This is a genomic window from Priestia megaterium NBRC 15308 = ATCC 14581 (genome assembly GCF_000832985.1).
Lineage (GTDB): Bacteria > Bacillota > Bacilli > Bacillales > Bacillaceae_H > Priestia > Priestia megaterium.
This window is the reverse complement of record NZ_CP009921.1, coordinates 23,891-50,448: the sequence shown is the minus strand read 5'-3', so window position 1 is coordinate 50,448 and position 26,558 is coordinate 23,891. Positions and strand designations below refer to the sequence as shown.

The window sequence follows — 26,558 nt, the reverse complement described above, 5'->3', positions numbered from 1 at the left end:
GTCTTTATGAATTTAATTTATTTTAATTAACGCTTCATTCTTATGAATACTTACTACAACTATTTACTAAAGAAATCTAATACTTTTCTGTTGATATACTTAGGCTTTTCCATCGACATTAAATGTCCAACACCTTCCACCATCTCCACGGTTAAATTGGGAGAAGAATTTCTTGCACGATAAAAGGCCTCATTTGAATCGTACATTACCTCATTTTTTCCTAGTAATAGCAAGAAGGGATTATCTATTTTAATTAACTCTTCATCTCTAAAAATATATGGAAATCCTTCCTCTTTCTGATTCTTCTTTACAGAACTAACCTTCTCTATTCCTGCTATTAATTGCGCCTTTATAAATGGATGAACTGTATAACGATTATTAAAAATCCACTTTAGAAACCTTTCTACGCCTTCTTTTTTATGTACCAATTCAAAAGCATATGAATAAAAAGTAGGACTGAATGGAAGATAGGTTGCCGCAGGACTCATGATTACACTTTTATTAACCATCTCAGGGAAAAAAGAGAGAAAGTTGACAGTATGTAAAGCACCATATGACAATCCTACAATATGTGTTTTGCTAATATGCAATTCATCCAATACTTCCTTTAACCATAAGGCATAGCTAAAACGATCTGTAAATTCTTTCTCTAAAATACTTTTATTTTTGTCTCCTAAAATATCAATACAAACCACTCTATAATCTTTGCTCCAGTCCGCAATATTTAAATACCACATAGTGGAGCTCATTCTTGCTCCATGTAGTAATATTATAGGTGGATTTAACTCATTTCCATTATCAATAACATGTGTTATGCCTTGAGAGGTTTTTATGAAGCGAGTAGAAAATTTAATTGGCCATAATTCTAGGCTCTTATCATATGACTGACTATAAGTATTTCCTTGATAGTCTAGTTCTAAATTATTCATTTAACCATCTCCCTAAAAGCTTTTTAACTAACTTTCACATATAAAATTAGTATCTATAGCTTACAATTCTTTTATTTTTATTCAGGAATCATTTACAGTTTTGTTCTTATAGCTTTGTCAATCATTTTTCTTACTATAAATCTGTTGTGAAATACTTGTATATGCGGGTGTCACTTCTTTTTTTTCGACAATTTTTTTTGGTAACTCCCTATGAGAGCTTATCCATAAGTTAAATAAGACAAGCCTAAGCATAATTTCACTCCTTTTATCCAGAAAAAATAGTGATTTACACTTAGACATTTTCATTTAAGAATATATTCAATGAAAGTATCTAATTTATCTTTTTCAGTTAAATTGTGATTGCAACTTTCACTGTCTTGACAAATGTAATTGCCTCTTTTTATATACGTCCCCTTTATATCTCCCTTAACTTCAGTCATAAACATACCTACCTCTGAGATACCATTACAAAAAGTACAAATCCCTTTTTGGTTACTATTCTTAAACGTCCCTTGTAGACCAATTAATTTATCTTTGTACTCTGCAATGATATATCTCTTACCAGATCCTTTATCGTTCCAAGACAAATATGAGACTTTTTTAAGATCTATATGATCAAAGTCTGGAACTTTTAATTTTTTAACTTTAGGAAATAATTTTTTAACCGTTTTTTCTGTTACTTCTTTAAATGGAATAACATAAGGTCTTAATATTAACAAAAAACGCTCCGCGTCGAGCTTCTCCTTTATTTCAATAAAGGGATTTAATAAATCCATTTGTTGCTTATCAATATCTGGAAATAAATTCAGGATTTTGTCTTGTGAACTATACCTTAGTGCCTTAAGAACTGCTTCATCGTTAACTGAAGCATGTCCATTAACCAAGGTTTGAGCTTGCATTTCGATGAAATTAAATTGATAACTTTTAATAAATGGTTCCACTTTTATCCCCTCTGCTTTAAATTAATGTCATGTAAAATCAACTAGGCTTACGTTTATTCATGTCCTCTTTAAATTTTAAAATAGCCTCCACTGCCCGTTTATATCCACCGGCTTCTCGTAAAGACTTTCCAACTCTTTTACTATTCTCTTTAATCGAAGGGTTTAATAGTACTTGTTCGGTCGTATTTCGTAATGTAAGAGCATCTAGTTCATGGCGATTGAGTTGTAACCCAGCTCCTAATTCTTCAATTCGTTTAGCCACTATCGGCTGATCGCCCATAACAGGAATCACGAGAAGAGGAACACCAAAATAAAGCCCTTCACTGGAACTGTTCATCCCCCCATGGGTAATGAATATATCTGCTTGTTTTAAAATTTCTAATTGGTTTACATAAGGCTGAACTATAAAATTAGAAGGAGCATTATTAAATTGTTCAAGATCTGTCTGCCTTCCTACTGCTAACACCACAGTATATGGACTATCCCTAAATGCTTCAAAACATGCTGTATATAACTCGGGCTGGTGGTTAAATACCGTTCCCATGGAGATAAAAATGAGTTTCTTATCCCGATTTGTCTCCAAACGAATGCTTTCTGTATCATGACGTTTTGCAATAGATGGACCAACAAAAACAAAGGATTCATCAAATTTTTCAGCATCAGGTTGGTAGAGCGTTGAGGTATATACAAGGGTGAGATCGCCGGGACATGTCATCAGATTCTTATTATTAGTAAGAATCACACCATATTGGTCCCTCCATTTTGTTGTAATCTCTTCAATCTCTTGATGTTTGGGGGAGTTTTTATCCATTTCTCCTCTGATGTTCATAAGGGTAGAAAAAATCTTGTCATTAATAGCAAATGTCGTACAAGAAGAAATTTTAGGGAGCTTTAAAATGTCTGCAATAATCCATCCTGCAGCAAAGTTATTATCATAAATTACGTAGTCATATTTCTCACCCTTTATTTCATTTAAAATATTCTCTATCACCTTGTCCATGGACCTTCCCATATGTAACAACGTTTCAAGAGGATCTATTTTCTTCTCCACCCTTTTGGTTGTATGGGAAGGATCTAGGAAATTTTCATAGGGGCGAAATAAAGCACCTGTTTTTTCTATTTTGCCTTTATATTCTTCTACACAGTAATAAACTACTTCTTCCCCTTGCTTTACTAACTCTTCTACTAGTGCAATTGTAGGGTTAACATGACCTTCTCCAGGAAAATTAAAAAATAGAACTTTTCCCATTTAACTGCCTCCCTTTTTAAAAGGTATTTGCTCTCTTCACATTTGCTGTAAATTTTAATAAAGATTATGTATTTTATCTTATTTAAATCATGCCTTCCCCCTTAGTTTACGAACAGAAATACATTTATTAAATAGATAAAATAAATATGAAATAAAATCTACATATTTATACTTTTTATTACGCCTGGAAGAAATCTTCATCTACCAGACGATATAGTTACTCCGTAGTTGGCTTCAAAGATAACATGGCTCCAAAGTATTGTGAAGCTGTAGTAAAGCTGATAAATGCACACAACTCACTAATTTCACGATCCGTGAGAGTTTCCTTCAACACTTGAAAAAAAGATTCATTTATTTCCCCTCTTTGTTTTAAAAAAACTTCTGCAAAACCTACCGCAAGAGACGTTTTTTCATCAAATAAATCTGGGTTAGGCTTTCCTTTTGCTTTACAATATTCGCATCCATTTTTTTGAGCTAATGTTCTTCTAACTTGCTCTTTCAGAGTAGCTGATAAGCTGTTATCCTCTCCCAAAATTTCTCCTAAATTGTTCCAAGCATTCATTATATTTGCGTTATGGCCTAATAGCTGCTGAAAAGGCGTGCTTCCATTGCTAGATAAAGAAATATTTGTCATCTTATTAATCCTCCCTTATTATTTTTCACCCTTTATTCTAAAAGTTCTCAGATCTTTTGAGAATTTAGTTCAAAATAAATAACAGTAAAATAAGATACAAATAGAACTAAAGGTTACTTCTTTTATTACAAATGTAATGTAAAGAACTTATATACATTTAAAAATCTTTCTTTATTAGATCAGTTAACACATTAGACTAGTTGATACATCGGTTGAATTTGGAAGTAAACTGAGCTGGAGATATGATAAAATAAGTTTGAACTAGGTACTATATGTTGGTGCTTCTCTGGAAAGGAAGCACCTTTTTAATCAAATTATCAAAATATTTAATTTCCAATTTAAAAAGGCATTTGCTCTATTTTGAATTTGTATGAAAATGATAAAGAAAGTTAGGATGATTAATTGTGTTTAGGTCCATATGGTGTGCTTTAGAAAATGAAACGCAGAAAATGATTCTTATTATCTCTCCGGTAGTGATTCTGGGAATTATCGCCCTTTTGAATATACATCCTTTAGTAACAATAGCATGCACCCTATTAATAGGTTTATATGGCGGTATATTTTTTGTAGTAAATCTGATTAGAGAGTTTATAAGTAATGTGCGTCACAAGATCAGTTCTATTAATGATAAAGAATAACTTAAAAGCCACTTGTGAAAGTGGCTTTTTGCTATGGTGGAGTTTGTTCCGCGAATCAGTCTTATGTAAACTAAGTTTGTATAGCATATACAGCCTAAAAACAGAAAAAAACTACTGCTTGGAGTGGGGAACAGTAGTTTTTTCTTCGTGTACAGATTATAAGTGTGAATAATTATCTATATTTCGCTTAAACATTCGTTTTACTTCTTCAAAAGCTTTCGTTTGTCCCTCATAAAATATTGAACTATTTAGATCTTTTCTTTTTTCTGCATCCTTAGACCACCTTTCAGACCTTTCAATTAACTTATCAAGTAATTCAACCATTTTTTCATTTCCCATACTTTCACCTGCTTTCAATTTTAATTGAAAATATTTATATAATTTTTGGCAAATAATATGTTCTATAGTTTTTCAATAAATCCTTTAAGAATAAGTGGATGAATATAAAGATGTGATTTTTGAAAAGAGAAAAAAATTAGCAAGTTTAGGTATGAAAGCAATGTTTAGAAAAACTCCAAAAGAATTAAAAAAGTTACCTGTTAAGTTATTTTAAGAACCTATTATTAGGTTCTTTTTTTGATATACAGGGTTAAAGGTCCTTTGATAAAGTTTCCTCAACTTTTTTCATTGCTATAAACGTCGATTACGTTAACTAAACAATAAAAAAGAAATGTTTTCAAAAAATGTTATTATATTGGTTTTATAGAGAAGAACTAAAAAGATTTATTCCCCCTCTCTCTCTTCTTATAAATACTTGTCAATTAGTAAGAAGACCCTATCTATAGTTTGTATAGATAGGGTCTTCTTACTTTTAACTCTTTACGAACGCACTGTATTTTTTACTGGATATCCATAAATTGATCCATCTTTAATTTTAATTTTGTCTTCCCAAGGAAGCTTGTAATTTCCTTCAGCTAAATCTTTAATGAATGTATATGGATTCTCTTTTACTCCCCCAGGAGTAGATACATAACCTCTAGCTCCTAAATTATAAATGTTATTTTCAAGTCCCCATCCTATCCTAGCTTGGTCAGCTAGTTCTGGGTAAACCTCTGCGGTAACAATTTCATAAGGATTTCTGTGACCTTGGACTAAAGTAGTTCCGTCAAAGTTACATACTTGGCCTTCACCAAAATAATAAAAGACTCCATCATAACCTGCTAAATTTACAGACAAAGTGTACATTAGATTCTGCCATGCATTCGAACGGTTAGTCAAAATCCATTGATCATTGACTTGTGTACTATATCCTGAAATACGGATTAATACATTCGCGCCTTTATATGCAGCCTCACGAGCGATTTCAGGAAACATGCCATCATGACAGATACAAACTGCTAATTTACTACCACCCGGCCCGTCACAAACAGGTAAGCCTAAATTACCTGCTTGCCATGGTTCAACTGGTACCCAGGGGTTTAATTTACGATATTTTAATATGATTTCTCCTTGAGGATCAATAATAATTGCTGTATTGTATGGGTCTCCACCATCAGGATCTTTTTCCATAATAGAAAAGACACCATATACTTCTGCTTCTTGGCAAGCACGAGCAAATAGATCCGTTTCTGGTCCAGGTACGGTACATAAGAATTCCTCTGTTGTCCATTTTTTTGTATTCAAACCCTGAGTGCTGTATTCAGGGAAAACAATTAACTCTACTCCAGGATAGCCAGCTTTTGTTGAATGGACTGTTCTAACAATCTCTTTGATTTGTTTATCAATATCAGCTCTTGAATCAACTATTGGTACTGGATACTGGACTAAAGCAGTTAAAAATCCATTTGTTGGTTTTACCATACTTCCAATGCTACCCATAAAAAATCCCCCTTGGACTTGTTTAATTATTATTTTAATAAGAGAACTTATTTAGACAAACTCATCTTACTCTATCCCTAGAATATTTCTAAAAAATCAAGTTTGCCTCTTCTTTATTAATTTATGAACCACATAAAAATACTATATTTTCTGAATGTTTTTTACAACATTTATGTTAAATCATCTAACATTGTTCTAATTTAGGACACAAATACAGTGCAAATTTAGGCTCTATTGCACCAGAACCGAAGGACCGGCCATCCTTCTTGGCTTGGATCGCTTTTTAGCAGAAGCTCGCGGGGTAACAAACTTAATTGGAAATGGTGTGGCAACTCTAGTAATTTCTAAATCTGAAAATGAATTCAAAGCATCTACTCAACAAAAAACAATCAACTAAATGAAGAAGCTGACGAAGGGATATCTAAAAAATCGGGCCTCCTGTTCTTCAAAATGTGATTCAATCTTGCAAATAAAATGACTTATCTTTAAAAAGTTATTTGTTATGAAAAACTATATCGAGAAAGGAAGCCCATCTTGAGTAAATTAATTGTAATGTGTATAATAAGCATCCTTCTTACCTTTAATTGGCGCGTCAATGTTATGGCTGAAACTGAACGCATCCCTCAGAATAATCCACCTACAGTAATGGAATTAGCATTTCTTAGGGGGCTTGGTCCTACCATATTAAATGTCATGAATAAACACGGAGATTTACAACTATTCACATCAGGACGTATAGAGAAAATTGCAAGAAATGAGCAAAGCGATTTTTACGATATTACATTAAGGGTAATCGGATATGAAGGTGCGATTAATCCTCCATACAAATTAATCCGTATGACCCTTAGGCTTCCTGGTGAAAATTATACTGATTATAGTGTCATTCAGTATGAACATAAAAAGATTTCTTCTGATGAATTTAGAAAGTTAAGTAAATTTGTTGACAGATAGAATAGCGAACTTATTAAATTTATCTTTATAAATTATTCAATATTTCAGATTTACTTATAGTGTAAAGTAATCAAAAAAAGCACCCTTAATCAAAATTAAGGATGCTTTTTTCTTTATGATTGCCGATAATATTGCTTATGTTAACTAGATTTGCATACGATATGCATTAAGATTTGATACATCAAGAAGTGTATTTATATAAAAATTCTAAAAATATTGAATTTTATATTCTATAAATATAGAATATAAAGAAAGGAGAGATGGCTTATGAAAATAATGAATTTAAATTCTATGAGAGAAACGTATTCGACACAAATGAAATATTCGATTTTATTTGAAATGGGATTAGGTATCGCTGCTTATACATATTATGATTTTCATCATACGTTAGAAAAACCCACTGGTTATTGGGAGGATATTAAAAACGAGTTATCTTCTACAGTCCAGAAAGAGTTGAACTACACACATAAATACAATACGTGGTTTGCTTTGCTGCAACTTCTCCATTCTAATCATTTTGATTCACTTCAGACCTTCATTGAATTTCTTTATCAACTCCCTGAAAGTAAAGTGCGAAGATATTGTTTACCTTACATTGGTTCTCGACATGAAGAAACTCGAAGAAAAGCTTCTCATAAGGAGGAAGAAGCAATTGCTTCTTTAATGAACAGCTGCAAACACCATAAGTTTTTTCCAGCCTATATTGAATACATTTCAATGGTTGACATTGATGTATTAAAAAAACACTTAAAAATTATATCTGAAGGTTGGTATAAGACCGTTATAGAACCCAACTATACAGAGTTTACAGCCATGTTAGAACGAGATGTTCAACAAAAACGTGCCCTTTATTCAACTTATACATCAGAAGAATTTGTGAAGCATGTGACAGGCATTGATTATCAACCGGAACCATCCATCCATCAAGTTTTACTGATTCCTCAATATGTCTATCGTCCTTGGAACGTAGAAACTACTTTACCAGGAGTTAAAGTCTTTTATTATCCCATTTCTGATGAGAATGTTCATGAAATAGAAGATCCATATTCTCCACCATCTGCTTTACTTCATGGATATAAGGCTCTTGGAGACGAAACTAGATTAAAGATTATTAAGTTACTGACTGAAAAAGATTATTCTCTTCAAGAATTAACGAAAAAGCTTACGATTCCCAAGTCCACTGTTCATCATCATTTGGCTTTACTTCGAGCTGCTTGGATTGTGAAAGTACACAAGTCTCGGTATTATATTCAAATTGAGAATCTCAATTCTCTCCAAGAAAAACTACAACGTTTTTTGGAAAGGAAATAATAAGGTGAAGAAACCTTCACATGTTCTTGCTAACCGTTCCTTTTTATATTTATGGATAGGTGAAAGCATCTCTGAACTTGGAGGTGCGATAGGTGCCTTGTGTAACTCTTTATGGCTATATGAGCTAACTGGATCAAAATCAGTAATGGGAACACTATGGCTAACCTATTTCATTCCATCTTTACTCGTTCAACTCTTTATAGGGCCTATGATTGATCGAGTAAGTCGAAAACACGTTATGTTAAGCTCCCAAGTTATACGTAGTATGGTGTTCTTTTCACCTGTAATTTTAATGTTTTCCGGTCACATGGAGGTATGGAGCTTATTTGTGATTCAAGCGATTCTTGGAATCTTGCAACCTCTCTATGTTCCTGCTGCCTCAGCTTTGCTACCTACAATTGCGGCAGAAAATCAATTAACACAAATGAATGCCTGGATGGATGGAACGGTACGAACAATGAGTTTTTTAGCACCAACAATAGGAGGCATTGTAGCAGCTTATTTAGGAACCTCATCTACTTATATAGTCGTTGGGATGCTTTTTCTACTTAGTGCCATTAGCTTATTTTATTTAAAAGAACCTATGTTAAAACAGCAAGAACAAAAGATTCCTTGGTTAAAGCAAGTACTAGTTGGTTATCGTTATTTTTTTAAGCAAAAACAACTGATATGGTTAGGCTTTTTTACTTCTCTTGTTCAATTTAGTGTGGGGGTAACCATGGTTATTAATGTTCCTTATGTTTTAGAAGAACTGAAAGGAACTTCGTTTACGTATGGGGTGTTTATAGGAGGTTTTCCATTAGGGTACGTAGTGGGTTCTTTCTTAGTCGGTAAATGGGAAAGTAAAGGAGTACGAAGGTATATAATGCTATCAGGTCTATTGATGGGAGGGATATCTTTTCTTCTGTTGGGATTTGTTGAATTTATACCTCTTGCTATTTTATGTGAGTTTCTTGGAGGTGTGTGTTTTCCATTTTTTAATGTTCATCAAACTACTTTTTATCAGAAAACCATTCCTACTCAGTTAATGGGACAAATTTTCTCTGTCCGACTTTTTTTAATACGAGTAACCATGCCACTAGGCGTTTTATTTGCTGGTCAGGTAGTTGAGATATCTGGAATTCGGCTCTTATATATGATAATTGGAAGTTTAATTATCATTCCTGCTTTATTTGCTCTTACTTTACCTTTCTTTTCATTTCTCAATGAGGAAAAGAAGGAATTCTCTAACATGTAAGTAAGTCTTCATAATCAACAAGGACATTAGCTAATTCTTAAAGAATTTTATATTAAAAGTTTTTTGAGTTTAGGAGGATTTTCTTGTATATAAGAGATTATAAGAGGACAGATGAAATTGGTTGGGTCCGATGTAGAGTGTTAGCTTTCTTAGATACTGCATATTTTGATAACGTTCTTACAAGGAAGGAACAATATGAAAATTTGGCAGTTGAACTAGTAGCTATAGAAAATAATCAGGTGGTAGGGCTTATCGATATTGAGTGTGAAATGCAGGCAGGAACAATTTGTTCTAAAAAAGGGAACAATCTTGGAGGTATGGTTTGGCATATAGCTGTTCATCCTGACTTTCGTCGTAAAGGAATTGCCTATCAATTACTTTGTGAAGCAGAGAATCGAGTTAGAAAACTAGGTATTACTTTTCTCGAAGCATGGACTCGTGATGATGATTGGGTAAACAATTGGTATCTAAAAAACAGTTTTGAAGCTAAGACCTCTTATTTTCATGTATTCCTTGAAAGCTCTAAGGAAATACGGAAAGCGATTAATAGCTCAGTGCAAGATTTACACCCAGTTCAAGCATTTGCCCATTATACAGGCACCGAAAAGGAAAAACTTATGAGTGAATATAAAAGAATCCATGAATGCATTTGTTATCAAAAAGAATTACTTAAATAAAAGTATATATTGTCTTCAATATGCTATTTAATATAGCAAGAAAAAAGCCTTCTGTTGATGGGACTGACCCCCTAGAGTGAGACAAATAAAAAACACCTTTAAGTTAAAAAACGGGTATGTAGTACCTAACAATAACTTGGAGGTGTTTTTTCTATGGGGACAAGAGTCAGTTATCCGGTAGAAGTAAAGTTAAAAGCCATTGAAATGAGATTAGCTGGTGTACCTGTAAAAGAAGTATTATCACAACTGAATATTCGTAATCATACCCAATTAAAAACGTGGATGACATGGTATAAAAATGGGGAAATGCATCGATTCGAACAGCCTGTAGGCAAGCAATATTCGTATGGGAAAGGTCCAGAATTTGATAGCGAGACGTCTAAATTGAAGGCAGAGAACCGGCAGTTAAAGCAACAGATTGAGATCTTAAAAAAGTACAAGGAATTGGAAAGGAAGTGGTACCAGAAATTGTAGTGAATGTGGTGGAAGAATTGAAAGGTCAGGTACCTATTTATCAAATTTGTTTACATCTTGATATCCCTCGATCTACTTACTATCGTTGGAAGCACCATAAACAACGGGCTACATTAAAAAAATGGATGGAACAACAAGTGGGTGAACAATGTCATAAACACAAGTTTCGATATGGCTATCGAAAGATTACAGCATTACTCAATCGAACGATGAAGATTAATCATAAGTTTGTGCAGCGTACCATGCAGAAGTATGGTTGGCAATGTCGTGTAAAACGGAAGAAACGTCAGCGAACAGGGCAACCTTATCAGGTTGCAGAGAATGTATTAAATCGTGAATTTCGAGCTGATCGTCCACTTCAAAAACTAGTTACGGATATTACCTACTTGCCTTTTGGACCTAAACAGTTGTATCTTTCAAGTATTCAAGATTTATTTAACGGAGAAATCATTGCGTATTCCATTGGTGATTGTCAAAACGTAGCGTTTGTTTTAGATACGTTAAGCCAACTTCCTTCTTTGCCTGAAGGATGTACGTTGCATAGCGATCAAGGTTCTGTGTACACATCGTATGCTTATCAACAAAAAATCAAAGAAAGAGGCATTACCATGAGTATGTCCCGCAAAGGGACTCCCGCAGATAATGCCTCTATCGAATCGTTTCATTCCTCGCTAAAGTCTGAAACGTTCTACCTTGACGAGTTGACATACACTACGACCACCATCGTAGAGCAAACCGTCAAAAACTATATTACTTACTATAACAATGCCCGTATTCAAACAAAACTAAACAACCAGTCACCTGTACAATATCGGCAACTGGTCGTTTAAAAGGTGTTTTGATCCCTGTCTCAAAAACAGGGGTCAGTCCCGATAGGAGAAGGCTTTTTTTATTCAATTAAAAGTTAATCGGCTTTTTTCTCTAGTACGACTTTAATAGCCTTTGCTAGCATTTTTGCTGTACGTGTTTCTTCCTTTAATGTATTTTCTACTCCTCCAATGTTCACCATAATTGATCCCCCATGTAGATCCTGATTATAGGAGGGAACGCTAGCTATTCCTTTATCTTTTTGAACAACTCCTCTAGATACGCCAGGATAAAGTTCATTTAATGCTTTATCTAACTCGATAGCCAGTTTTGTGTTCTCACTTGTATAGGGCTGATTTTTATAGATAATAAACAAGACTGTTGCAACATTTTTGCCATCTACTTTGGTTGTAGTAGACTGCCTATTCTTTATTTCACCATCTCGGTGAACGTCTAATAACAATTGTACATTTGGGTATGTTTTGATGGCTTCCTTTACAGAGTTTCGAGAAAGTTCATATATCTCCTTGTATTCCATCTCCTTCTTTAACAATTGCTTCACATAATCCGTCGTGTTGACTGCTGCGGGTATAGATTCCTTATTTAAATAGGTGCCTAATTTCTTACCTACTGTTCGAACATTCTTTTTTGAATTATATCCTGCAACTTCTTTTATTTCAAACGACTCTTGGCTATGGGTTTGATAAATAAATACTTTAGTTTCCTTATTTGTCGCTGAAGTTTTACTCGCAGTTCCCAAGCTATTATGACTAGCAGATCGCTGTACAGGAGGACTGACTTGATTTAGAGTGGTTATGACTAAAATAGCAGCAATAGCCACTGCCATCATACTAGGCCAAAGCATTCTCCATACTTTCTTCTTCTCTCGCTTTGAACGAAGCTTTCTTGCTTCATAAAGGAGTTTTTTTCTTGTTTGATGAATATATTCTTGATCTGGTTTCAATTCGTCACTTTCTTTTAATAAACGGATCCATTCTTGCTCAGTTCGTGCTCTCATGCTTCCATTCCTCCCACTCGATGTGTAATAACGTTTGTAGTTTTTTTATGGCCCTAAGATACGTCACTTTTACCTTTGATTCTGAGTAACCTAAAACTTCGGCTGTCTCTTTAATGGATAGTTCATTTATGGCACGAAGAATAAAGACTGCCCGATAGGTAGGCTTCACTTTAAGTAAAGCTTTCTCCACCATTTGTCTTTCTGTTTTTATCTCCATCCATTGGGAAGGCGATCTTTCTGAAGATATTAGTTGCTGAAAGTAAGAATCCTTAAATAAATGATAGAACTTTCTTCGACGATGTTGATCAATTGTGACATGCTTAGCGATAGATAAGACCCAAGATTTAAGTGGATAAGACGAATTGTAGGTAGGAAGAGACTTTAATACTTGAATAAACGTTTCTTGAGTTAGGTCCTCTGCTTCACTCTTATGACCTGTAAAGCACATAATAAAGCGATATACGTCTAAATAGTAACGATCATAAATTTGAGCAATACGCTGCTCCTCATCTGAGTAATGATTCACCAATTTCCCTCCTTATTCCATGCACCCTATATTCGCATGAACGAGAGCAAAAGTTACAGTTTTTAGTAAATTTTAATTTGTTTATTTGTAGTTTTAGATAGAAGGAGCAAAATACCTTTTTGAAGCAAAAAAATAACCCTTTGCTACAAAAGCAAAGGATTTTCAAATTTATTGGAATAGGGGGGAATACTTTAATAGTCTGTCCAACATTATAGATACGTATACTTGTAGTCTGTTATTTATTTTTAATAACTATAATTATGGTAACTAGACTAACACTCTTACATACCATCAATTAGGAGGGAAAAGCTATGAAGCAATTTGAATTAAAGCGAGTAAAAGACTTGTTAAACATTGATTTAACAAACTTAATTATAGAAAGTAAAAAGGAAGGTTTTCTTTTTCTAGAGAGATTAATCAATGATTATAAAAATGGAACCAACACCTTCAGTAAGCCAGGAGAAATCTTATATGGTGTATTTAATCAAGAAGGTTCAGTAATTGCTATTGGCGGAATTAATAAAGATCCTTTCTCAACGAATGAACGAATTGGGCGTTTGCGAAGATTTTATGTTTCTAAGGACCATCGAAGAAAAGGTGTTGGTAAAAGATTAGTAACAAGGATATTAAAGGATGCTAGCGAGCACTATGAGAGTATAGTTCTCTACACAGACACAGAACATGCTGATAAGTTCTACACTTCATTAGGGTTTATAAAAGATAATAGTGTTTCAAAATCAACGCATTCTCTAAATCTATAAGGTATTAATACTGAGAAAATCCATTATTGGAAGTGTAGAAGTGAGGTATCTATAATAGGAATTACACAAACTTGTAAGGTTAGGGAAGATAAAATGGTTCAGATAAGAATGGCAACACTTAATGATTTAGAGAAACTGGTATATATTGATTCTGAAGTTATCGGTAACAGAGAAAGGGAAGCAAAGCTAAGGGAGTCCATTAAAGAAAATAGATGTTTTTTAGGACAAATAGAAGATCAGATCGCCGGTTTTCTAGTGTATCATAAATATTTCTTTGGCCACTTGTTTATAGATTTAGTGATTGTACGCCCGACACTACAACGACATGGTATTGCAAAAACGCTTATGAAGTATGTAGAAAATGTTTGTCCCACTAATAAGATTTTTTCATCAACAAATAAATCAAATAAAAAAATGCAAAAAGTCTTTAATTCACTGAATTATGTTAGAAGTGGATGCATTGATAATTTAGATGATGAAGACATGGAAATCGTGTTTTTTAAGAAGGTTAGTAACTACCAATAAGAGACCTTGAGGTTTCAGGTTTTTTAGTGCCCAAAATATGATTTATGTTGACTAGAGATAATAGGGCAGGAAAGTTTAATAAGTGTATGGAAGACTACCTATGTGAGGTGAAAATAAGAATGAATGATTACTATGGAGAGCTTTGTACGAGATTGTATGAGGGTGATAAATCCTCTGCAAATAAAAAAGAACTTGAGTTTTATCTTTCCTTTGTTAAAGACGAAAATATGAAAGTATTAGAACCGATGTGTGGGAACGGCAGAATGCTCCTTCCATTTATGCAACAAGGAATTGATATTGAAGGGTTCGATATTTCTAAAGATATGCTTAAAGCATGTATAGAAAAATCTGAAAGAATCAATCTGAAACCAAATGTATGGTATCAAAACATTGAGGATTTTAAAAGTAACAAAAAGTATGATCTTGTTATAATACCTTTCGGTTCCTTTTCGCTGTTAGCAGATGATGTAGCTGTTAAGAGTCTTCGAAATATGAAAGCAGTCTTAAAAGACGATGGTAAATTACTTTTAACTATTATAAAGAAAAAGAATGAAATTGAAGAACTTTCAGATTGGACTGAAACGAATAGAGTATCTTTCAATAAAGAAACTGTTATTGTCTATAAAAAGAGTTTCTACGATAAAAGAACGAGCCTTTTGAATACTAAGATAAGATATGAATTACTGCAAAGGGACGAGATAAAAAAGGTGGAGATGATGGATTTACCCCTTCGACTTTATGGCCCAGGAGAGTTTGAAAGTATCCTTAACCCTAATGGATTTAACAACTTTACTATTCATGAAGTAAAAGATGGCTATGGAGAAGGTATCTCATTTTATGTCTATGAGTGTGGAACATCGATATAAATATTGTAAAAGCCTTTTGTAATTTAAAGGGCTTTTTTAACAGTTAGTCAAATGCTTTGTTAAAATAAAGCTAAGAATGGGGGCCTTTATGAAAAGTTCTCTTAGTTGTTCAGTAACGATTGATTTAGATGATGGAGATGGAGAGATTATTGTTTCAGATAAGAATCAGAATTTGATTATTTCTATTGGACTTGCTGCTATTACATTGCGTAATTTCTTTTCTGACTTGAATGCTTTATATACATATAAGAAGACTAAATTTAAGTTAGAGCATTATGGAAGTGCTGATTATTATTTATTTGTGAGGGATTCGAATGTGATAAGAATTGAGGAAGTAAGGAAACCTGGCGGCAGGGATATATATAAATTTAACCTTATGGATTTTCTTTTCTCATTTGAGCAAGGATTTCAGAAATTTTTTACAAAGCTGAAGAAAGACGGAGTGCTTCCTTTAGATGATGGTATGGATGACTTTATGTACCCTGTAAATAAAGATGTTACGGATTCATTTAATAGTTTCTCCAAAAACCTAAAGAAATAATTGATATACAGAAAAACTCTAGAGTATTAACTTGAGAGTTTTTTTATTAATTGAACTTTCTCTGTTAAGTAAATACTAAAGCACTTCATTAAAATTATTAGTTTTATTAATTACACTTACTGACGACAAATACAAAGTTTTTCTACAAAAATAGGTAAATACTAAAGGTTTTTTAGCTAAAGTACTTTAATATTTACTTAACGTTATATAGTTTCCGTATATTTTTCTCTTTATAACATATATACTTACCACAACGTTCTCCTCGACTAATATAATCTTCAAATGTAGTGTTTCTGACTACAATATGACGACTACATTCATCTGCGATTTATTTCGCAATGGACCGTGTGTCAAAGAAGAACGTAATGGGGAGCAGTGGGAGCATGACAAATTGTATGCTTCAATCCTTAAACAGAGTGAAAATAAAATAGAAGAAACTCGTCATAAAATAAGCATGTATCTTAAATAGTAAGATACATGCTTATTTAACAAAAATCGAGTCAGTTATTAATCTTTCCAGTTTTATAACTTGATATACATTATAGTGAGGGATTTTGCAGTGAATGACTCATTATCCATCTTGAACGGAGTCCGTTTCATCATAGTGCAAATCTCAGCATTTATCTTAATGATGACCCTTTAATCTATCAGAATAAGAGCTTATGTTTGAACATCTTCTAAAGACTATGATATGTTTTACATATACACACTATATGTGCAGTAAGAAATGAGGTACTTAAACATGAATAAAGCTGAATTAATCGATGCAGTTACAACAAAATCAGAACTAACGAAACAAGATTCGAGAAAAGCTGTAGATGCGTTGTTTGAAACGATTTCTAATACACTCGCAAAAGAAGAAAAAATTCAATTAATTGGATTTGGTACATTTGAGGTACGTGAACGTGCAGAACGTACAGGTCGCAACCCTCAAACAGGTGAAGAAATGACCATCCCAGCTTCAAAAGTTCCTGCATTTAAGCCAGGAAAAGAATTAAAAGAAGCTATTAAATCGCTATAAATTGGAGATTAATTATAGAGATGGAAACATCGAATCCAATTTTATTATGGTGTATGTTCTCAAAAAACTACCTCGGGTAGTTTTTTTGCATTTAAAAATGTATATTTTATGCTTTTTTAGTTTACATAACAGCAATTATCGACAATAACAAGCTAAAAATCCCTTTTTACTTAACGCAAATCTATCGTTTTTTTCTAGGGCTTAAAATTAATTTGATCCCTGTTCTTTCTTCATTATCGATTAAAATATTTGTAAACCCAGGAACAACAACCAAATCAACACCACTAGGAGCTACGAATCCCCTTGCAATCGCAACGGCCTTAATCGCTTGATTTAAAGCGCCGGCTCCCATTACTTGAATTTCTACATTACCTCTTTCTCTAAATACGGCTGTAATTGCACCTGCAACTGAATTTGGATTTGATAGTGATGATACTCTTAATATAGTATCCATATAAAGTGCTCCTCCTGTTATTTAATCGATTTATTTGATCATTGGAACGAATGTAATTGACGTATCTTTAAATCATATTCATATCCCGATTAAACCGAACTATTAAACCGATTCCTAGTTGGGTGCCTCAATTAAAGGATTTAAGACATACAGCTCTTAACTTTTGTTTATTTCCCGACCATTCCCATGATAAATGGAGTAAGATCACTCAACTTTGTTTTATCGCTAAGAACCTTCAAAAAAACAGTAGAGACATGTTCTGGTATAGGTGTTCGACTATCTACAGTTGCTGTCAAAAAATAATATAAAAAATCAAAATGATTTCCTCTTCTCATGGCATCACTCAAATAATGAGCATATAGATTATTATTTAATAGCTTCCTCTTTACGACTGTTCCAAAATCATACAATTCATTAACAGTTGTATTCACAAGGAATTCCTCCTTCAAAAATTCAGACGGTTAAAAACCGGATACCACATAGTTACTATAAACTGAACGAAAAAACTTTTTAACTGTGTGTAGAAAAAACACTCTACTATCTATAATGAAAATACTACGTAATATTGCAGGTGGAAGCTGTTACATGAGTGTATTATATTAGAAAACGGGAGTTTGTATGGATACGCGTAGAAGATAGTGAGGAAGAGAAAAATTATCTCTGTAGCAAAGGATTGTTGATCCCATGAGCAATTTAATTAGCTTGATTTGATAATTTTTGCACTAATACCATATTAAGATGACTAAAAAGAAATCATTGATAAACTAATAATTAGACTTTCTCCTTACCAGCTTTAAAGAAAATTAGGAGGTTTTATTTTATATATATTCCTTTTTAAACTAAATTCCCCTGCTCTATTTCTTCTAGTAAATCTTTAATCTGTTTACATAAATTAATCCTCAAATTTAACATTACGCTTTCTTTTGACGCTCCCTATAAAAAGATTTATAACAGCAATAGACGACCTATTCATTCAGATCAGAATCATAAGGTCGCCTACATTATTTTCATTTTCATTTCTTATCCTTCCAATTTGCTTTATTTATAGGTTTATTCTTTCATATTTTCATCTTCTAACTGTCTTAGATTCTCATCGTGACATTGTTTAAATAAATAAATAAGTAAGGTACGAACATAGTTCAAATCGGTCCTCCTCAATAAAATCAGGCTATATTTGTTTGTTTTCTCTCATCATTCCTCCTCCTTTTTCATTTCACTTTTATATCTTTATGGCTCCCTAACTAGAAATCTCTTATACATATAAAGTAACCATTTATCATAAAAACAGAGAAAATTCTTTACTAAGTTCAAATCAGATAAAGGAAATCAATAAATGTCTTCAATACCGGATAAACGAATAAAGAAAATATTTTGTTTTTCATCTTTTAAAGACAGGGTCTGTTCATGGAGATTAAGGTTATAAACACGGCCTTTACACGTTTGTAATGACCCATTTTCATAATAATTAACCGTAATTAAACCATTTTTGACTAGTTTTTTCAAAAACATAGATTAACCCTCCTCTTAAAGAATGAATTGTGATTAGCAAAAGCTTAAAAAGATAGGTCTTGGATTGCTGGATTAACTATATGATACTCTGTTTCTAACTCATGTAATGTTAATTCATAGAGCTGTTTGTTTCCTTTTTTATAGATTCCTAAATGGATTAAAGAATCTATAATCGAGTTTTTTTTACGTTGTATGTCAGAATAGGTCTGTTCGCTCATTATCCCACCGCCTAAATTCAAAATGGTCTTTCGTATGATTGTCCAACTACTTTAATTCATTATAAAGCATGCCAGTTACAAGGAAATGAAAATGAAGTTAAAATGGTGTAATAAATAAGTAAATTTGATTACATAAGTGAACGCATATTTCCTACCTATTTACTTTATAATCAACTTTTATGGCCTCACTCAATAATATAATATCCCTATGAATTTCACTTTTAATCAGTTCCTTTTCACAATTCTTGTATTCTTCTCTCAAGCGATTCACTTCTCTTCTAAATAACAAAAGATTGTGTTCATTATGCATTGTAATAAACTCCTTATAAAAACTAACATTAAATACATTATGTTAGTTTTCTCCTGTATATAAAATACTTTCTACAAAACTTCCTATTAATTTACAAAAATTCTAAATTATCATCAAATAATTTTACTCTTTTCAAATAAAAATAAATGCAAATTTCCACAAAATCTTTCGTTGATTTGAAGTAGAGACCGATTTGCATGATAGAAAATATCTGAAACATCATGCTAAAGAACCCTTTTATTGAGGTTTTTTGGCAGCTTATAAAGCTGTAACTTCCTGAATGGTCATAAAATACCGAATTTGTGGAGCATTATTTGATATTAAAAAGTAAAATGAGAAATATTTTTCTAAACGCATGTAGAAAAATACTCTATTTTTTTCTACGAATCATTACATGTGTATTAGAAGTGATTTAGCTCATAAAACGTTTTAGTCAGGTAGGAGGGCACTCGTGAGAGGGCCTTCCTACCCAACTAAACAAAATTTGGACGAATATTTATTTTGATATGAATCATGTACAGTACGTTACTTATCATTTCCTTATTTTTGTTTAACATTGGATTAATAGGGTAAATTTTCTAAGGATCATCTAAAAATGAGGAGGAGATAGAATGAGAAAAGCGAAACAAGCTGCTGTGGCTTCTGCATTAGGGTTAGCTGTGTTAGCGACACCCCTAACTCTACCGTCTTTAGGAGATGATACTGGTTCTGCACAAGCAGCAGAGGTTGGAGGAGAAGTCACCGTTGATCCTGTAGCGATTGGACAGGCTATTGATGACGTAAAAAAATCAGCTGATAACCGAAGTGGATTCGTCAAGGGAGCGATGGAAAAAGCATTCTTTGAATCGGGTCAGCAATATAATGTAATGGTGATGAATTTGAGTCAAGGTTATAATTCAGATCAATTACAAGGTGTACAATATTTTGATACAGTAGATTACGATGGTATTACGTATGGAGTCTGGATATTTGAAGAAGGAACATTTATTAATGAAGGTGATGGAGGCTATGATAACTGGGCCTTTAGAGGATGGTTTGAACGCACAGGAGATGACGAGAAAACCGTCAATTTTCATAGACCTTAATTTAATATAAAGATGAAGATCTTAAAAGAATCTATTAGAGCAAATAATAAGAAGATCCTTCACCTTGATGGTAAAGGCTCTTCTTGTTATATAAGTTTTTACCATGTACTATCACAAACATGCTTGTTTTTGTGACGGGTGCCTGAGGCTGTAGAAGTCCCTACTATACGAGTAATCATTACATAGATGGTATCTATATTATTTTTACAAATACTAAATAGATGATAGTATAAAGAATCATAAGCTAAATCTAATATAGAAAAGGTGATGAAAATCATAACAAAAGATGTAACTCAATCTACGCTCGCAAAAGAATTTGTTGCTTTACCTACGCCGTGTAATGATGTTGTCTACTATCCTGCTAAGTTGGCTGACTTAGCAACTGAAGAAAGATACACAGTTTTCCAAACTCTTAGTCAAAAAAGTGGCCTAGCTTATCTCGCTGTTACCCAGCCTGGTACAGCTAAGATTGTACTAGCAGGATCTAAAGATTTCATAAATGAAGTATATCAAGCCATTCCTTGGTCTCATTATGAAATAGCAGATGAAGATAACAAGTTCGATTACAAAGAATCCCTTTCATTGCAAGCTTTAGAAGATTATTTTACTTATCTTAAAGAACAGTAATACATCTTATGGATACAACTATTGATGATTAAAAAGACCCTCTACCTTATTAGAGGGTCTTTTAGACTAAACTAGTAAAGAGTGCTAGTTGGCAGGCACCTTTTATTAAATAAAAAATCACTGTAAAGATGATTTGAATTCACTATGATCGTGTAAGCGAAGAACCTCACGTAGCAGTTCTATTTGCTGATACATTCTTTCTTTCGTTAAAGGATCTGTACAGGTAGGATAATCTTTAGTTAAATTTGAAAGATCCCTCGTAAATAATAGCACTTCATATTTATCTAGCATAAACAGCCCTCTTTTCTCACAAGCAGTTTATAACAATACAATATATTTTATATATACCCTTAGGAAAAAATGACTAACTATTCGTTGTTATCCAAATTACTACAATTATTTCACTGAAAAAGTAGTAGGATAGATATAATTAAGTTCACTGAAAATGTAGAGGTGAAGTTTGTATGTATTTTGGGGACTATATCTATCATCTTTTAGCTCTTAGTGGAGGCGTGCTAGTAGGTGGAGTTATAAGTTGGGCCACTACGAACATCTTGAAGACTAAAAAATATAGAGATAATTGAAATGGATAATACAATAAAAACTACCTCGATACAGAATGCTCCAACAAGCGAGGTAGTTTTTATCAGGATTGACAATTATAAAGTACCAAAATATAACCGCAAGTAAATCGTAACATGTTTTACTCGTAAAGACTATTTTTCACCATACAAACATATGATAAATGGTGCCCTTCTTATACATGGATCTTTCATACACCTATGAAGAAGCCGTTAGCATAATAAAGATGTATAAAAAGCTGCATACTCCGGAAAAAGAATCCTTAGTAGAACCGGTCAGTCCCCGTTCTACTTTAAGGGTTCTTTTTTGCATACGAATAAATTAGATGGACAACGAATTTAAATATAAAGTTTATAAAATGGCCTATAAAGTTAAAAAAGCACAAACCACTATATATGGTTTGTGCTTTTTTGGCTAAGGAATAACAATAAGAAAAGATTGTCTAATAACATGGTAACAATTTAACGCTTTAAAGTAAAACTTGAAGTCATTTATTTTATTGTACTCGGGAACATCAATAATTTTGTGTTAATACGAATATTCCTCAATATAAAGAGATAATTAGTTATTAATTAATCAATCAATAGAGTATGCCTAAATGATAGTTGAGGAGAGGGTTGATTTTACTGTATAATTTAACTATCATATAGACTTGTCTTTTAATTATTGATTTTGAGGAGGTTTTTTATGATTTTTGGGTATGCACGTGTTTCAGCCTTTGATCAACTTTTAGATTCGCAGATTGAACAATTGAGAGAGGCAAACGTCGATCGAATTGTACAAGAAAAAGTATCTGGTATTCACCATCAAAAAGAAGAATTAACACAATTGCTTGATCAATTAGTAAAAGGTGACACGTTGATGGTGACAAGAATGGATCGTCTAGGAAGAAATACGAAACAATTATTGGAACTTATTGAAGAATTAGAGGCACGAGGTATTCATTTAGTGATTTTAAATTTAGGTATCGATACACGAACACCTTCAGGAAAATTCATCTTAACAGTTATGTCAGCATTTAGTGAGCTTGATCGGACAATGATTAAAGAAAAGCAACAAGCTGGAATTGCCATTGCAAAAAGAAAAGGTATATATAAAGGAAAGAAACAGAAATTTACGTTAAAGCATGATGGAGTAAGGCATGCTATCGAACTACATGAAACCACTAATAAGCCTGTAAAGGAAATCTGTAAAATCACAAATATAAGTGAAGCTACTTTTTATCGCCGGTGAAAAGAATATCAGAAACTAAAAAATGCGGTGTCTACGGGAGAATAGTAGAAAGAATTTTATTTTTCACTACATAAACAGCTATCTATAGTCGATTAAAGTAAAGAGGATTAACTATTTAGTTGTAATATAGTGGATGGTCACTATAAAATAGAGTATTAAGCTTAAAACAAACGGTAAATGATAAAAAGTATTTATGTAAGGAGGTACTATGATGAAAAAGTCTATAGCAGTTCTGCCAGAAGAGTGGATGAAACTAGTAAAAGATGCAATGAATTCAAATGTGAGTAAAGAAGAATTTAAACAGTTTCTAGAAGCAAAATCTTAAGATAACACGGTAATAAAAAACATTAGATAGCGTGCCTATCTAATGTTTTTTATTATCACTAGGTTTGTTTATTATCTAAGAATGCTTTTACTTCTTTAACCGATAACCCTACTTCCTTAGCCTCTTGGATAAGTCTAATCCATTCTTGGTCTAAATGTGACGTTATTACTTCTTTTTTACTGTCCATAAACATAAATTCCTCCAGATTTTCAGGAGGCTCAGCTGTCATAGTCAATTGACTTTAGACCTGTAGCTTTGCGTCCTAGCTTTTCAACTAGTTTGCCTTTATCTGAATGTGTATATTTATATAAAATATTACTACATAATGGATGTCGAAGTATGCCGAAATGAGTATTCCTATAATTATTTTCTGAATTAAACAACTATTTCTAACTCCAAAAATAATGCTGAGAGTTATCAGCTAGGAAGAGACGTAAACCAAGCGTACAATAAGGCCTTGTATTTTTAATAAGTCTAACAAGGCTTGTTTTTTAGATTAAATAGAGGTTTTATCATTCGTTTTTTTACCGTATAAAAAGGTGTGCTTTTTGACAGTAGACACTCCATCAAAAATAGGGAATATTTTTGTTGACACGGATTTATCCTAATGTTAGGGTAAATGCGATAATTTCAAAAACAGCTAATAATCATACCATTATATTTGTTAATATTTTTGAAATGTTAGGTTTCAATTTTAATTCATTCATTTAACTTATAGGAGGAACAATAATGGAAGTCAAAATCATTCATACAAGTGAACAGGCAAAAGGTGAATTTGATGGTGGCAAGATTATAGAACAAAAACCCATTGGGTTTTCTGGTGAAGGATCTGTTATCAGTCGACTTGGTCCTTTATTCTACTGGGCATGGGGGCAAGCAAAAGGAGCAGGTGGAATTGGCGAACACCCTCATCAAGGGTTTGAAATTTTAACCTATATCCTGTCAGGTAAAGGTTTTCATAAAGATTCACTAGGAAACCAAAGCGAGGTTGACGCTGGAGGTGTACAACTTATGCAAACAGGGTCAGGCATGTGGCATGCTGAAGGATCAGATGGCCCTGCAGAAATGTTTCAAATATGGCTTGAACCATATTTAAATGATGCAATCAAGCGTACACCAAACTATTCAAAATATAAAAACGAGGAATTTCCTGTCATTCAAGGAGAGGGTGTAACCATTAAAACTATACTTGGAACTGATTCGCCAATTAATCTGATAACAGATGCCTTTATGTACGATATAGAAATTTCTAATAGCTCAAGTTATCAGCTTACACTTACTCCAAATCGAACCATTGCAGGACTAGCTATAAGAGGTGATGGAGGCAAGATTGTGCAGCAAGAGCTCTCTTTTGATAAAAAAGATTTTATTATTATTCAATCTGAGAAAACTGAAACCATTACAATCAAGCCTAAGGGAGATAGTCTTCGCATTGTGTTTATAGAAATTCCAACTCAAGTCGAGTATCCATTGTATCCAAAAGATAGATAGTTTCTGTTTTTGATTCCAACTTCAAAGAGGTGTAAATTGCATGGATTATAAACAAGAGAAGAGCCAATTAGATTTAAGGCTATTTCGAATCTGGATGAAAGCAAATAAGGCTGTATTTGAAAATATTCGGAAGGATATAGAAAGTTATAGTATCAGCCCTGAAAATTTTATGGTACTTGAATTGCTTTATAACAAAGGTGCTCATCCTATTCAAAAAATCAGTGAAACGCTATCTATTCCAAGTGGAAGCATTACTTACGTCGTGAATAAGCTTGAAAAGCAGGGACTTGTAGAAAGAAAACCAAATCCAAACGATAAGAGGGCGTTTAATGTCACTTTGACTGAAAACGGAGAAGTTTTGTTTAGTGAAATGTTTGCCCAGCACGTTACAACAATCTCAGAAAATTTTTCATTTGTAAGCAATGAAGAGAAAGAACAACTGGTAGGTTTATTAAAGAAAATAGGAATTGGTGCACAAAGTTTACAAAAATAAAAGACAAAGATTAAGAGGAGAAATGATAAATGAAATGGGTTTTACGTATTATTCAAGGATTACTTGTAGTTGGCTTTTTCGCTTTTGGTACAATGAAACTTACAGGAAATCCTATGCAAGTTCACACATTTGAAGGTTTTGGTTATCCATTAGGATTGATGTATTTTGTAGGTATTTGTGAAATTGTAGGGGCTATTGGACTTTTGGTTGGTTTCTGGAAGTCAAGAATTGCTTTATTAGCTTCTGGGGGACTTACTTTACTGATGGCTGGCGCTGTATTTTCACATTTTAAAGCTGGTCAAGGTATAAATGTAATGATGCCTGCCTTAATCTTCTTTGCCCTAAGTCTCTTTGTTTTGATTAGAATAAGGAAAGTTGAATAATAAATATGAAACAGACATATTTATTGTTGTAATTAAACGTATAGTTACAGTTGCAAAATGGTTAAAAAAGCGAATCAATACTAAAAAATAGAGCTAATCGACAATGTTCGATTAGCTTTTTTTATCATGGGGAAATTAGCCCTTATTTAAGAATGGAGCGTGTTTATAGAGTAACAAAAATCTAATTTCTTAATTTTATGCTGAGAAATTGAACTTTTCAATAGTTTTCTTAACGTTGTAAATATGCGTTTTGCTGGCGGTACCCCTACATGAACTTGAATAACTTCTCTAAACAGGAGCCATACTAATCTCATGCTAAGAAAGAAGGAGGATGTATCAATGGCACTTGTACCATATGATCCATTTAGACAACTATCTAATATGAGAAAAGATTTTGAACGCTTCTTTTCTGATTTCCCTTCCACTCTGGGGACAGAAACAAATTTTGGAGAAATTCGAGTAGATGTCCATGAAACAGAGAATGAAGTTGTGGTTACTTGTGATATTCCAGGGCTGCAAAGTAAAGAAGATGTCAATGTTACAGTGGAAAACAATACACTAAGTATTAGTGGATCTACCACTCGAACAAATGAAGTCAAAGAGGAAAATATGCATCGAAAAGAACGTTTTTTAGGCCGTTTTCATCGTTCTGTGCATCTTCCAAGTTCTGTCTCTAACGAAGGGACAAAAGCATCTTATAAAAATGGAGTTCTAGAAGTTAGAATGCCTAAATTAGCAAAAGATGAAACAAAAAAAATTGATGTGGACTTTCATTAAAAAAGTAAAAGGAGCCAAAAGTGGCTCCTCTTTTTATTAAATTAAAGCGTTTTTTAAACATTTGTGACTGCTAAATAAAAGTGGCTCTTTCTCACTTTTGGTGAAGGTAAACGTCGCTATATGTCAAAGACATGCATTATTTTTTCA

32 protein-coding genes and 1 riboswitch are annotated in these 26,558 nt (G+C 33.0%); of the genes, 18 read left to right on the top strand and 14 right to left on the bottom strand.

What is annotated here, in order from left to right:
• Positions 1 to 59: 59 nt before the first annotated feature.
• The 6 genes from BG04_RS27725 to BG04_RS27695 form a co-directional block, all read right to left on the bottom strand.
• A complete protein-coding gene (locus BG04_RS27725; protein ID WP_034655875.1) occupies positions 60 to 929 on the bottom strand; it encodes an alpha/beta fold hydrolase in 870 nt (289 codons plus the stop codon).
• Positions 930 to 1,231: 302 nt separating this feature from the next.
• Positions 1,232 to 1,870 (bottom strand): FusB/FusC family EF-G-binding protein, encoded by a 639-nt coding sequence (locus BG04_RS27720; protein WP_034655872.1) that lies wholly within the window; start codon positions 1,868 to 1,870, stop codon positions 1,232 to 1,234.
• Between the two features lie 37 nt (positions 1,871 to 1,907).
• Positions 1,908 to 3,119 carry a macrolide family glycosyltransferase gene (locus BG04_RS27715; RefSeq protein WP_034655870.1) on the bottom strand — a complete coding sequence of 404 codons (1,212 nt, stop codon included), beginning with the start codon at positions 3,117 to 3,119 and terminating at the stop codon, positions 1,908 to 1,910.
• Between the two features lie 217 nt (positions 3,120 to 3,336).
• Positions 3,337 to 3,753, bottom strand: a complete 417-nt coding sequence (locus BG04_RS27710) for a carboxymuconolactone decarboxylase family protein (RefSeq protein WP_034655867.1) — start codon at positions 3,751 to 3,753, stop codon at positions 3,337 to 3,339.
• Positions 3,754 to 4,547: 794 nt separating this feature from the next.
• Complete coding sequence (locus tag BG04_RS27700; RefSeq protein ID WP_034655863.1) at positions 4,548 to 4,730, bottom strand: hypothetical protein; 183 nt, start codon at positions 4,728 to 4,730, stop codon at positions 4,548 to 4,550.
• 480 nt (positions 4,731 to 5,210) lie between these two features.
• Positions 5,211 to 6,209, bottom strand: a complete 999-nt coding sequence (locus BG04_RS27695) for a formamidase (protein WP_034655861.1) — start codon at positions 6,207 to 6,209, stop codon at positions 5,211 to 5,213.
• Between the two features lie 534 nt (positions 6,210 to 6,743).
• On the opposite strand from BG04_RS27695, the gene BG04_RS27690 reads away from it, so the two are divergent.
• The 5 genes from BG04_RS27690 (at position 6,744) to BG04_RS27665 (ending at position 11,689) form a co-directional block, all read left to right on the top strand.
• Complete coding sequence (locus BG04_RS27690; protein ID WP_034655860.1) at positions 6,744 to 7,160, top strand: hypothetical protein; 417 nt, start codon at positions 6,744 to 6,746, stop codon at positions 7,158 to 7,160.
• 267 nt (positions 7,161 to 7,427) lie between these two features.
• Positions 7,428 to 8,471 (top strand): ArsR/SmtB family transcription factor, encoded by a 1,044-nt coding sequence (locus tag BG04_RS27685; RefSeq protein ID WP_034655856.1) that lies wholly within the window; start codon positions 7,428 to 7,430, stop codon positions 8,469 to 8,471.
• A 4-nt stretch (positions 8,472 to 8,475) separates the two neighbouring features.
• Positions 8,476 to 9,708, top strand: coding sequence for an MFS transporter (locus BG04_RS27680; RefSeq protein WP_034655853.1), 1,233 nt, complete (start codon positions 8,476 to 8,478; stop codon positions 9,706 to 9,708).
• Between the two features lie 83 nt (positions 9,709 to 9,791).
• Positions 9,792 to 10,385, top strand: a complete 594-nt coding sequence (locus BG04_RS27675; protein WP_370511589.1) for a GNAT family N-acetyltransferase — start codon at positions 9,792 to 9,794, stop codon at positions 10,383 to 10,385.
• Positions 10,386 to 10,538: 153 nt separating this feature from the next.
• Positions 10,539 to 11,689 (top strand): IS3 family transposase gene (locus BG04_RS27665; protein WP_115648253.1). Its coding sequence is split into 2 segments (ribosomal slippage): positions 10,539 to 10,809 and positions 10,809 to 11,689, totalling 1,152 coding nucleotides; the frame shifts between segments, so codons are not numbered across the junction.
• A gap of 74 nt (positions 11,690 to 11,763) precedes the next feature.
• On the opposite strand, the gene spoIIP is transcribed toward BG04_RS27665, so the two are convergent.
• Complete coding sequence (gene spoIIP / locus BG04_RS29160; RefSeq protein WP_051975665.1) at positions 11,764 to 12,684, bottom strand: stage II sporulation protein P; 921 nt, start codon at positions 12,682 to 12,684, stop codon at positions 11,764 to 11,766.
• Positions 12,668 to 13,210 (bottom strand): RNA polymerase sigma factor, encoded by a 543-nt coding sequence (locus BG04_RS27655; RefSeq protein WP_034655845.1) that lies wholly within the window; start codon positions 13,208 to 13,210, stop codon positions 12,668 to 12,670. The genes spoIIP and BG04_RS27655 overlap by 17 nt, the downstream gene beginning before the upstream one ends.
• A gap of 311 nt (positions 13,211 to 13,521) precedes the next feature.
• On the opposite strand from BG04_RS27655, the gene BG04_RS27650 reads away from it, so the two are divergent.
• The 5 genes from BG04_RS27650 to BG04_RS27630 all read left to right on the top strand — a co-directional run bounded on the left by BG04_RS27650 (position 13,522) and on the right by BG04_RS27630 (position 16,924).
• Positions 13,522 to 13,971: a GNAT family N-acetyltransferase gene (locus tag BG04_RS27650; protein WP_034655843.1), complete on the top strand. Its 450-nt coding sequence runs from the start codon at positions 13,522 to 13,524 to the stop codon at positions 13,969 to 13,971.
• A 93-nt stretch (positions 13,972 to 14,064) separates the two neighbouring features.
• Complete coding sequence (locus tag BG04_RS27645; RefSeq protein WP_034655841.1) at positions 14,065 to 14,496, top strand: GNAT family N-acetyltransferase; 432 nt, start codon at positions 14,065 to 14,067, stop codon at positions 14,494 to 14,496.
• Between the two features lie 119 nt (positions 14,497 to 14,615).
• The gene (locus BG04_RS27640; RefSeq protein ID WP_034655838.1) at positions 14,616 to 15,362 is read left to right on the top strand and encodes a class I SAM-dependent methyltransferase; all 747 of its coding nucleotides are present in this window, start codon (positions 14,616 to 14,618) and stop codon (positions 15,360 to 15,362) included.
• Between the two features lie 88 nt (positions 15,363 to 15,450).
• The gene (locus tag BG04_RS27635) at positions 15,451 to 15,903 is read left to right on the top strand and encodes a hypothetical protein (RefSeq protein WP_034655836.1); all 453 of its coding nucleotides are present in this window, start codon (positions 15,451 to 15,453) and stop codon (positions 15,901 to 15,903) included.
• A gap of 742 nt (positions 15,904 to 16,645) precedes the next feature.
• Complete coding sequence (locus BG04_RS27630; protein WP_029325262.1) at positions 16,646 to 16,924, top strand: HU family DNA-binding protein; 279 nt, start codon at positions 16,646 to 16,648, stop codon at positions 16,922 to 16,924.
• A 181-nt stretch (positions 16,925 to 17,105) separates the two neighbouring features.
• On the opposite strand, the gene BG04_RS27625 is transcribed toward BG04_RS27630, so the two are convergent.
• The 4 genes from BG04_RS27625 to BG04_RS30135 form a co-directional block, all read right to left on the bottom strand.
• Positions 17,106 to 17,378: a stage V sporulation protein S gene (locus BG04_RS27625; protein ID WP_034655833.1), complete on the bottom strand. Its 273-nt coding sequence runs from the start codon at positions 17,376 to 17,378 to the stop codon at positions 17,106 to 17,108.
• A 167-nt stretch (positions 17,379 to 17,545) separates the two neighbouring features.
• Positions 17,546 to 17,809 carry a hypothetical protein gene (locus BG04_RS27620; protein ID WP_029325260.1) on the bottom strand — a complete coding sequence of 88 codons (264 nt, stop codon included), beginning with the start codon at positions 17,807 to 17,809 and terminating at the stop codon, positions 17,546 to 17,548.
• Between the two features lie 895 nt (positions 17,810 to 18,704).
• Entirely contained in the window at positions 18,705 to 18,887 is a 183-nt protein-coding gene (locus BG04_RS27615) for a YolD-like family protein (RefSeq protein WP_034655829.1), read from the bottom strand.
• 44 nt (positions 18,888 to 18,931) lie between these two features.
• Positions 18,932 to 19,105 (bottom strand): Fur-regulated basic protein FbpA, encoded by a 174-nt coding sequence (locus tag BG04_RS30135; protein ID WP_080743217.1) that lies wholly within the window; start codon positions 19,103 to 19,105, stop codon positions 18,932 to 18,934.
• Positions 19,106 to 20,026: 921 nt separating this feature from the next.
• On the opposite strand from BG04_RS30135, the gene BG04_RS27610 reads away from it, so the two are divergent.
• Positions 20,027 to 20,500, top strand: a complete 474-nt coding sequence (locus tag BG04_RS27610; RefSeq protein WP_034655826.1) for a hypothetical protein — start codon at positions 20,027 to 20,029, stop codon at positions 20,498 to 20,500.
• Between the two features lie 267 nt (positions 20,501 to 20,767).
• Positions 20,768 to 21,127, top strand: a complete 360-nt coding sequence (locus BG04_RS27605; protein WP_034655823.1) for a hypothetical protein — start codon at positions 20,768 to 20,770, stop codon at positions 21,125 to 21,127.
• Positions 21,128 to 21,244: 117 nt separating this feature from the next.
• On the opposite strand, the gene BG04_RS30695 is transcribed toward BG04_RS27605, so the two are convergent.
• A complete protein-coding gene (locus tag BG04_RS30695) occupies positions 21,245 to 21,418 on the bottom strand; it encodes a hypothetical protein (protein WP_155276319.1) in 174 nt (57 codons plus the stop codon).
• 978 nt (positions 21,419 to 22,396) lie between these two features.
• Between BG04_RS30695 and BG04_RS27600 the strand changes: the two genes are divergently transcribed.
• Both BG04_RS27600 and BG04_RS30130 read left to right on the top strand, forming a co-directional pair.
• Positions 22,397 to 22,942, top strand: coding sequence for a recombinase family protein (locus tag BG04_RS27600; protein WP_034655821.1), 546 nt, complete (start codon positions 22,397 to 22,399; stop codon positions 22,940 to 22,942).
• Between the two features lie 208 nt (positions 22,943 to 23,150).
• Positions 23,151 to 23,267: an anti-repressor SinI family protein gene (locus BG04_RS30130; protein WP_234943553.1), complete on the top strand. Its 117-nt coding sequence runs from the start codon at positions 23,151 to 23,153 to the stop codon at positions 23,265 to 23,267.
• A gap of 58 nt (positions 23,268 to 23,325) precedes the next feature.
• Here the strand turns inward: BG04_RS30130 and BG04_RS30125 are convergent, their stop codons facing one another.
• A complete protein-coding gene (locus BG04_RS30125; RefSeq protein WP_080743138.1) occupies positions 23,326 to 23,460 on the bottom strand; it encodes an anti-repressor SinI family protein in 135 nt (44 codons plus the stop codon).
• A 16-nt stretch (positions 23,461 to 23,476) separates the two neighbouring features.
• Positions 23,477 to 23,561: riboswitch (cyclic di-GMP riboswitch) on the bottom strand.
• A gap of 435 nt (positions 23,562 to 23,996) precedes the next feature.
• On the opposite strand from BG04_RS30125, the gene BG04_RS27595 reads away from it, so the two are divergent.
• The 4 genes from BG04_RS27595 (at position 23,997) to BG04_RS27580 (ending at position 26,411) form a co-directional block, all read left to right on the top strand.
• Entirely contained in the window at positions 23,997 to 24,758 is a 762-nt protein-coding gene (locus tag BG04_RS27595; protein ID WP_034655818.1) for a pirin family protein, read from the top strand.
• 40 nt (positions 24,759 to 24,798) lie between these two features.
• Positions 24,799 to 25,251: a MarR family winged helix-turn-helix transcriptional regulator gene (locus BG04_RS27590; protein ID WP_034655815.1), complete on the top strand. Its 453-nt coding sequence runs from the start codon at positions 24,799 to 24,801 to the stop codon at positions 25,249 to 25,251.
• Between the two features lie 29 nt (positions 25,252 to 25,280).
• Positions 25,281 to 25,634, top strand: coding sequence for a DoxX family protein (locus tag BG04_RS27585; protein WP_034655812.1), 354 nt, complete (start codon positions 25,281 to 25,283; stop codon positions 25,632 to 25,634).
• A 339-nt stretch (positions 25,635 to 25,973) separates the two neighbouring features.
• A complete protein-coding gene (locus BG04_RS27580; RefSeq protein WP_034655810.1) occupies positions 25,974 to 26,411 on the top strand; it encodes an Hsp20/alpha crystallin family protein in 438 nt (145 codons plus the stop codon).
• The last annotated feature ends 147 nt before the right edge of the window (positions 26,412 to 26,558 follow it).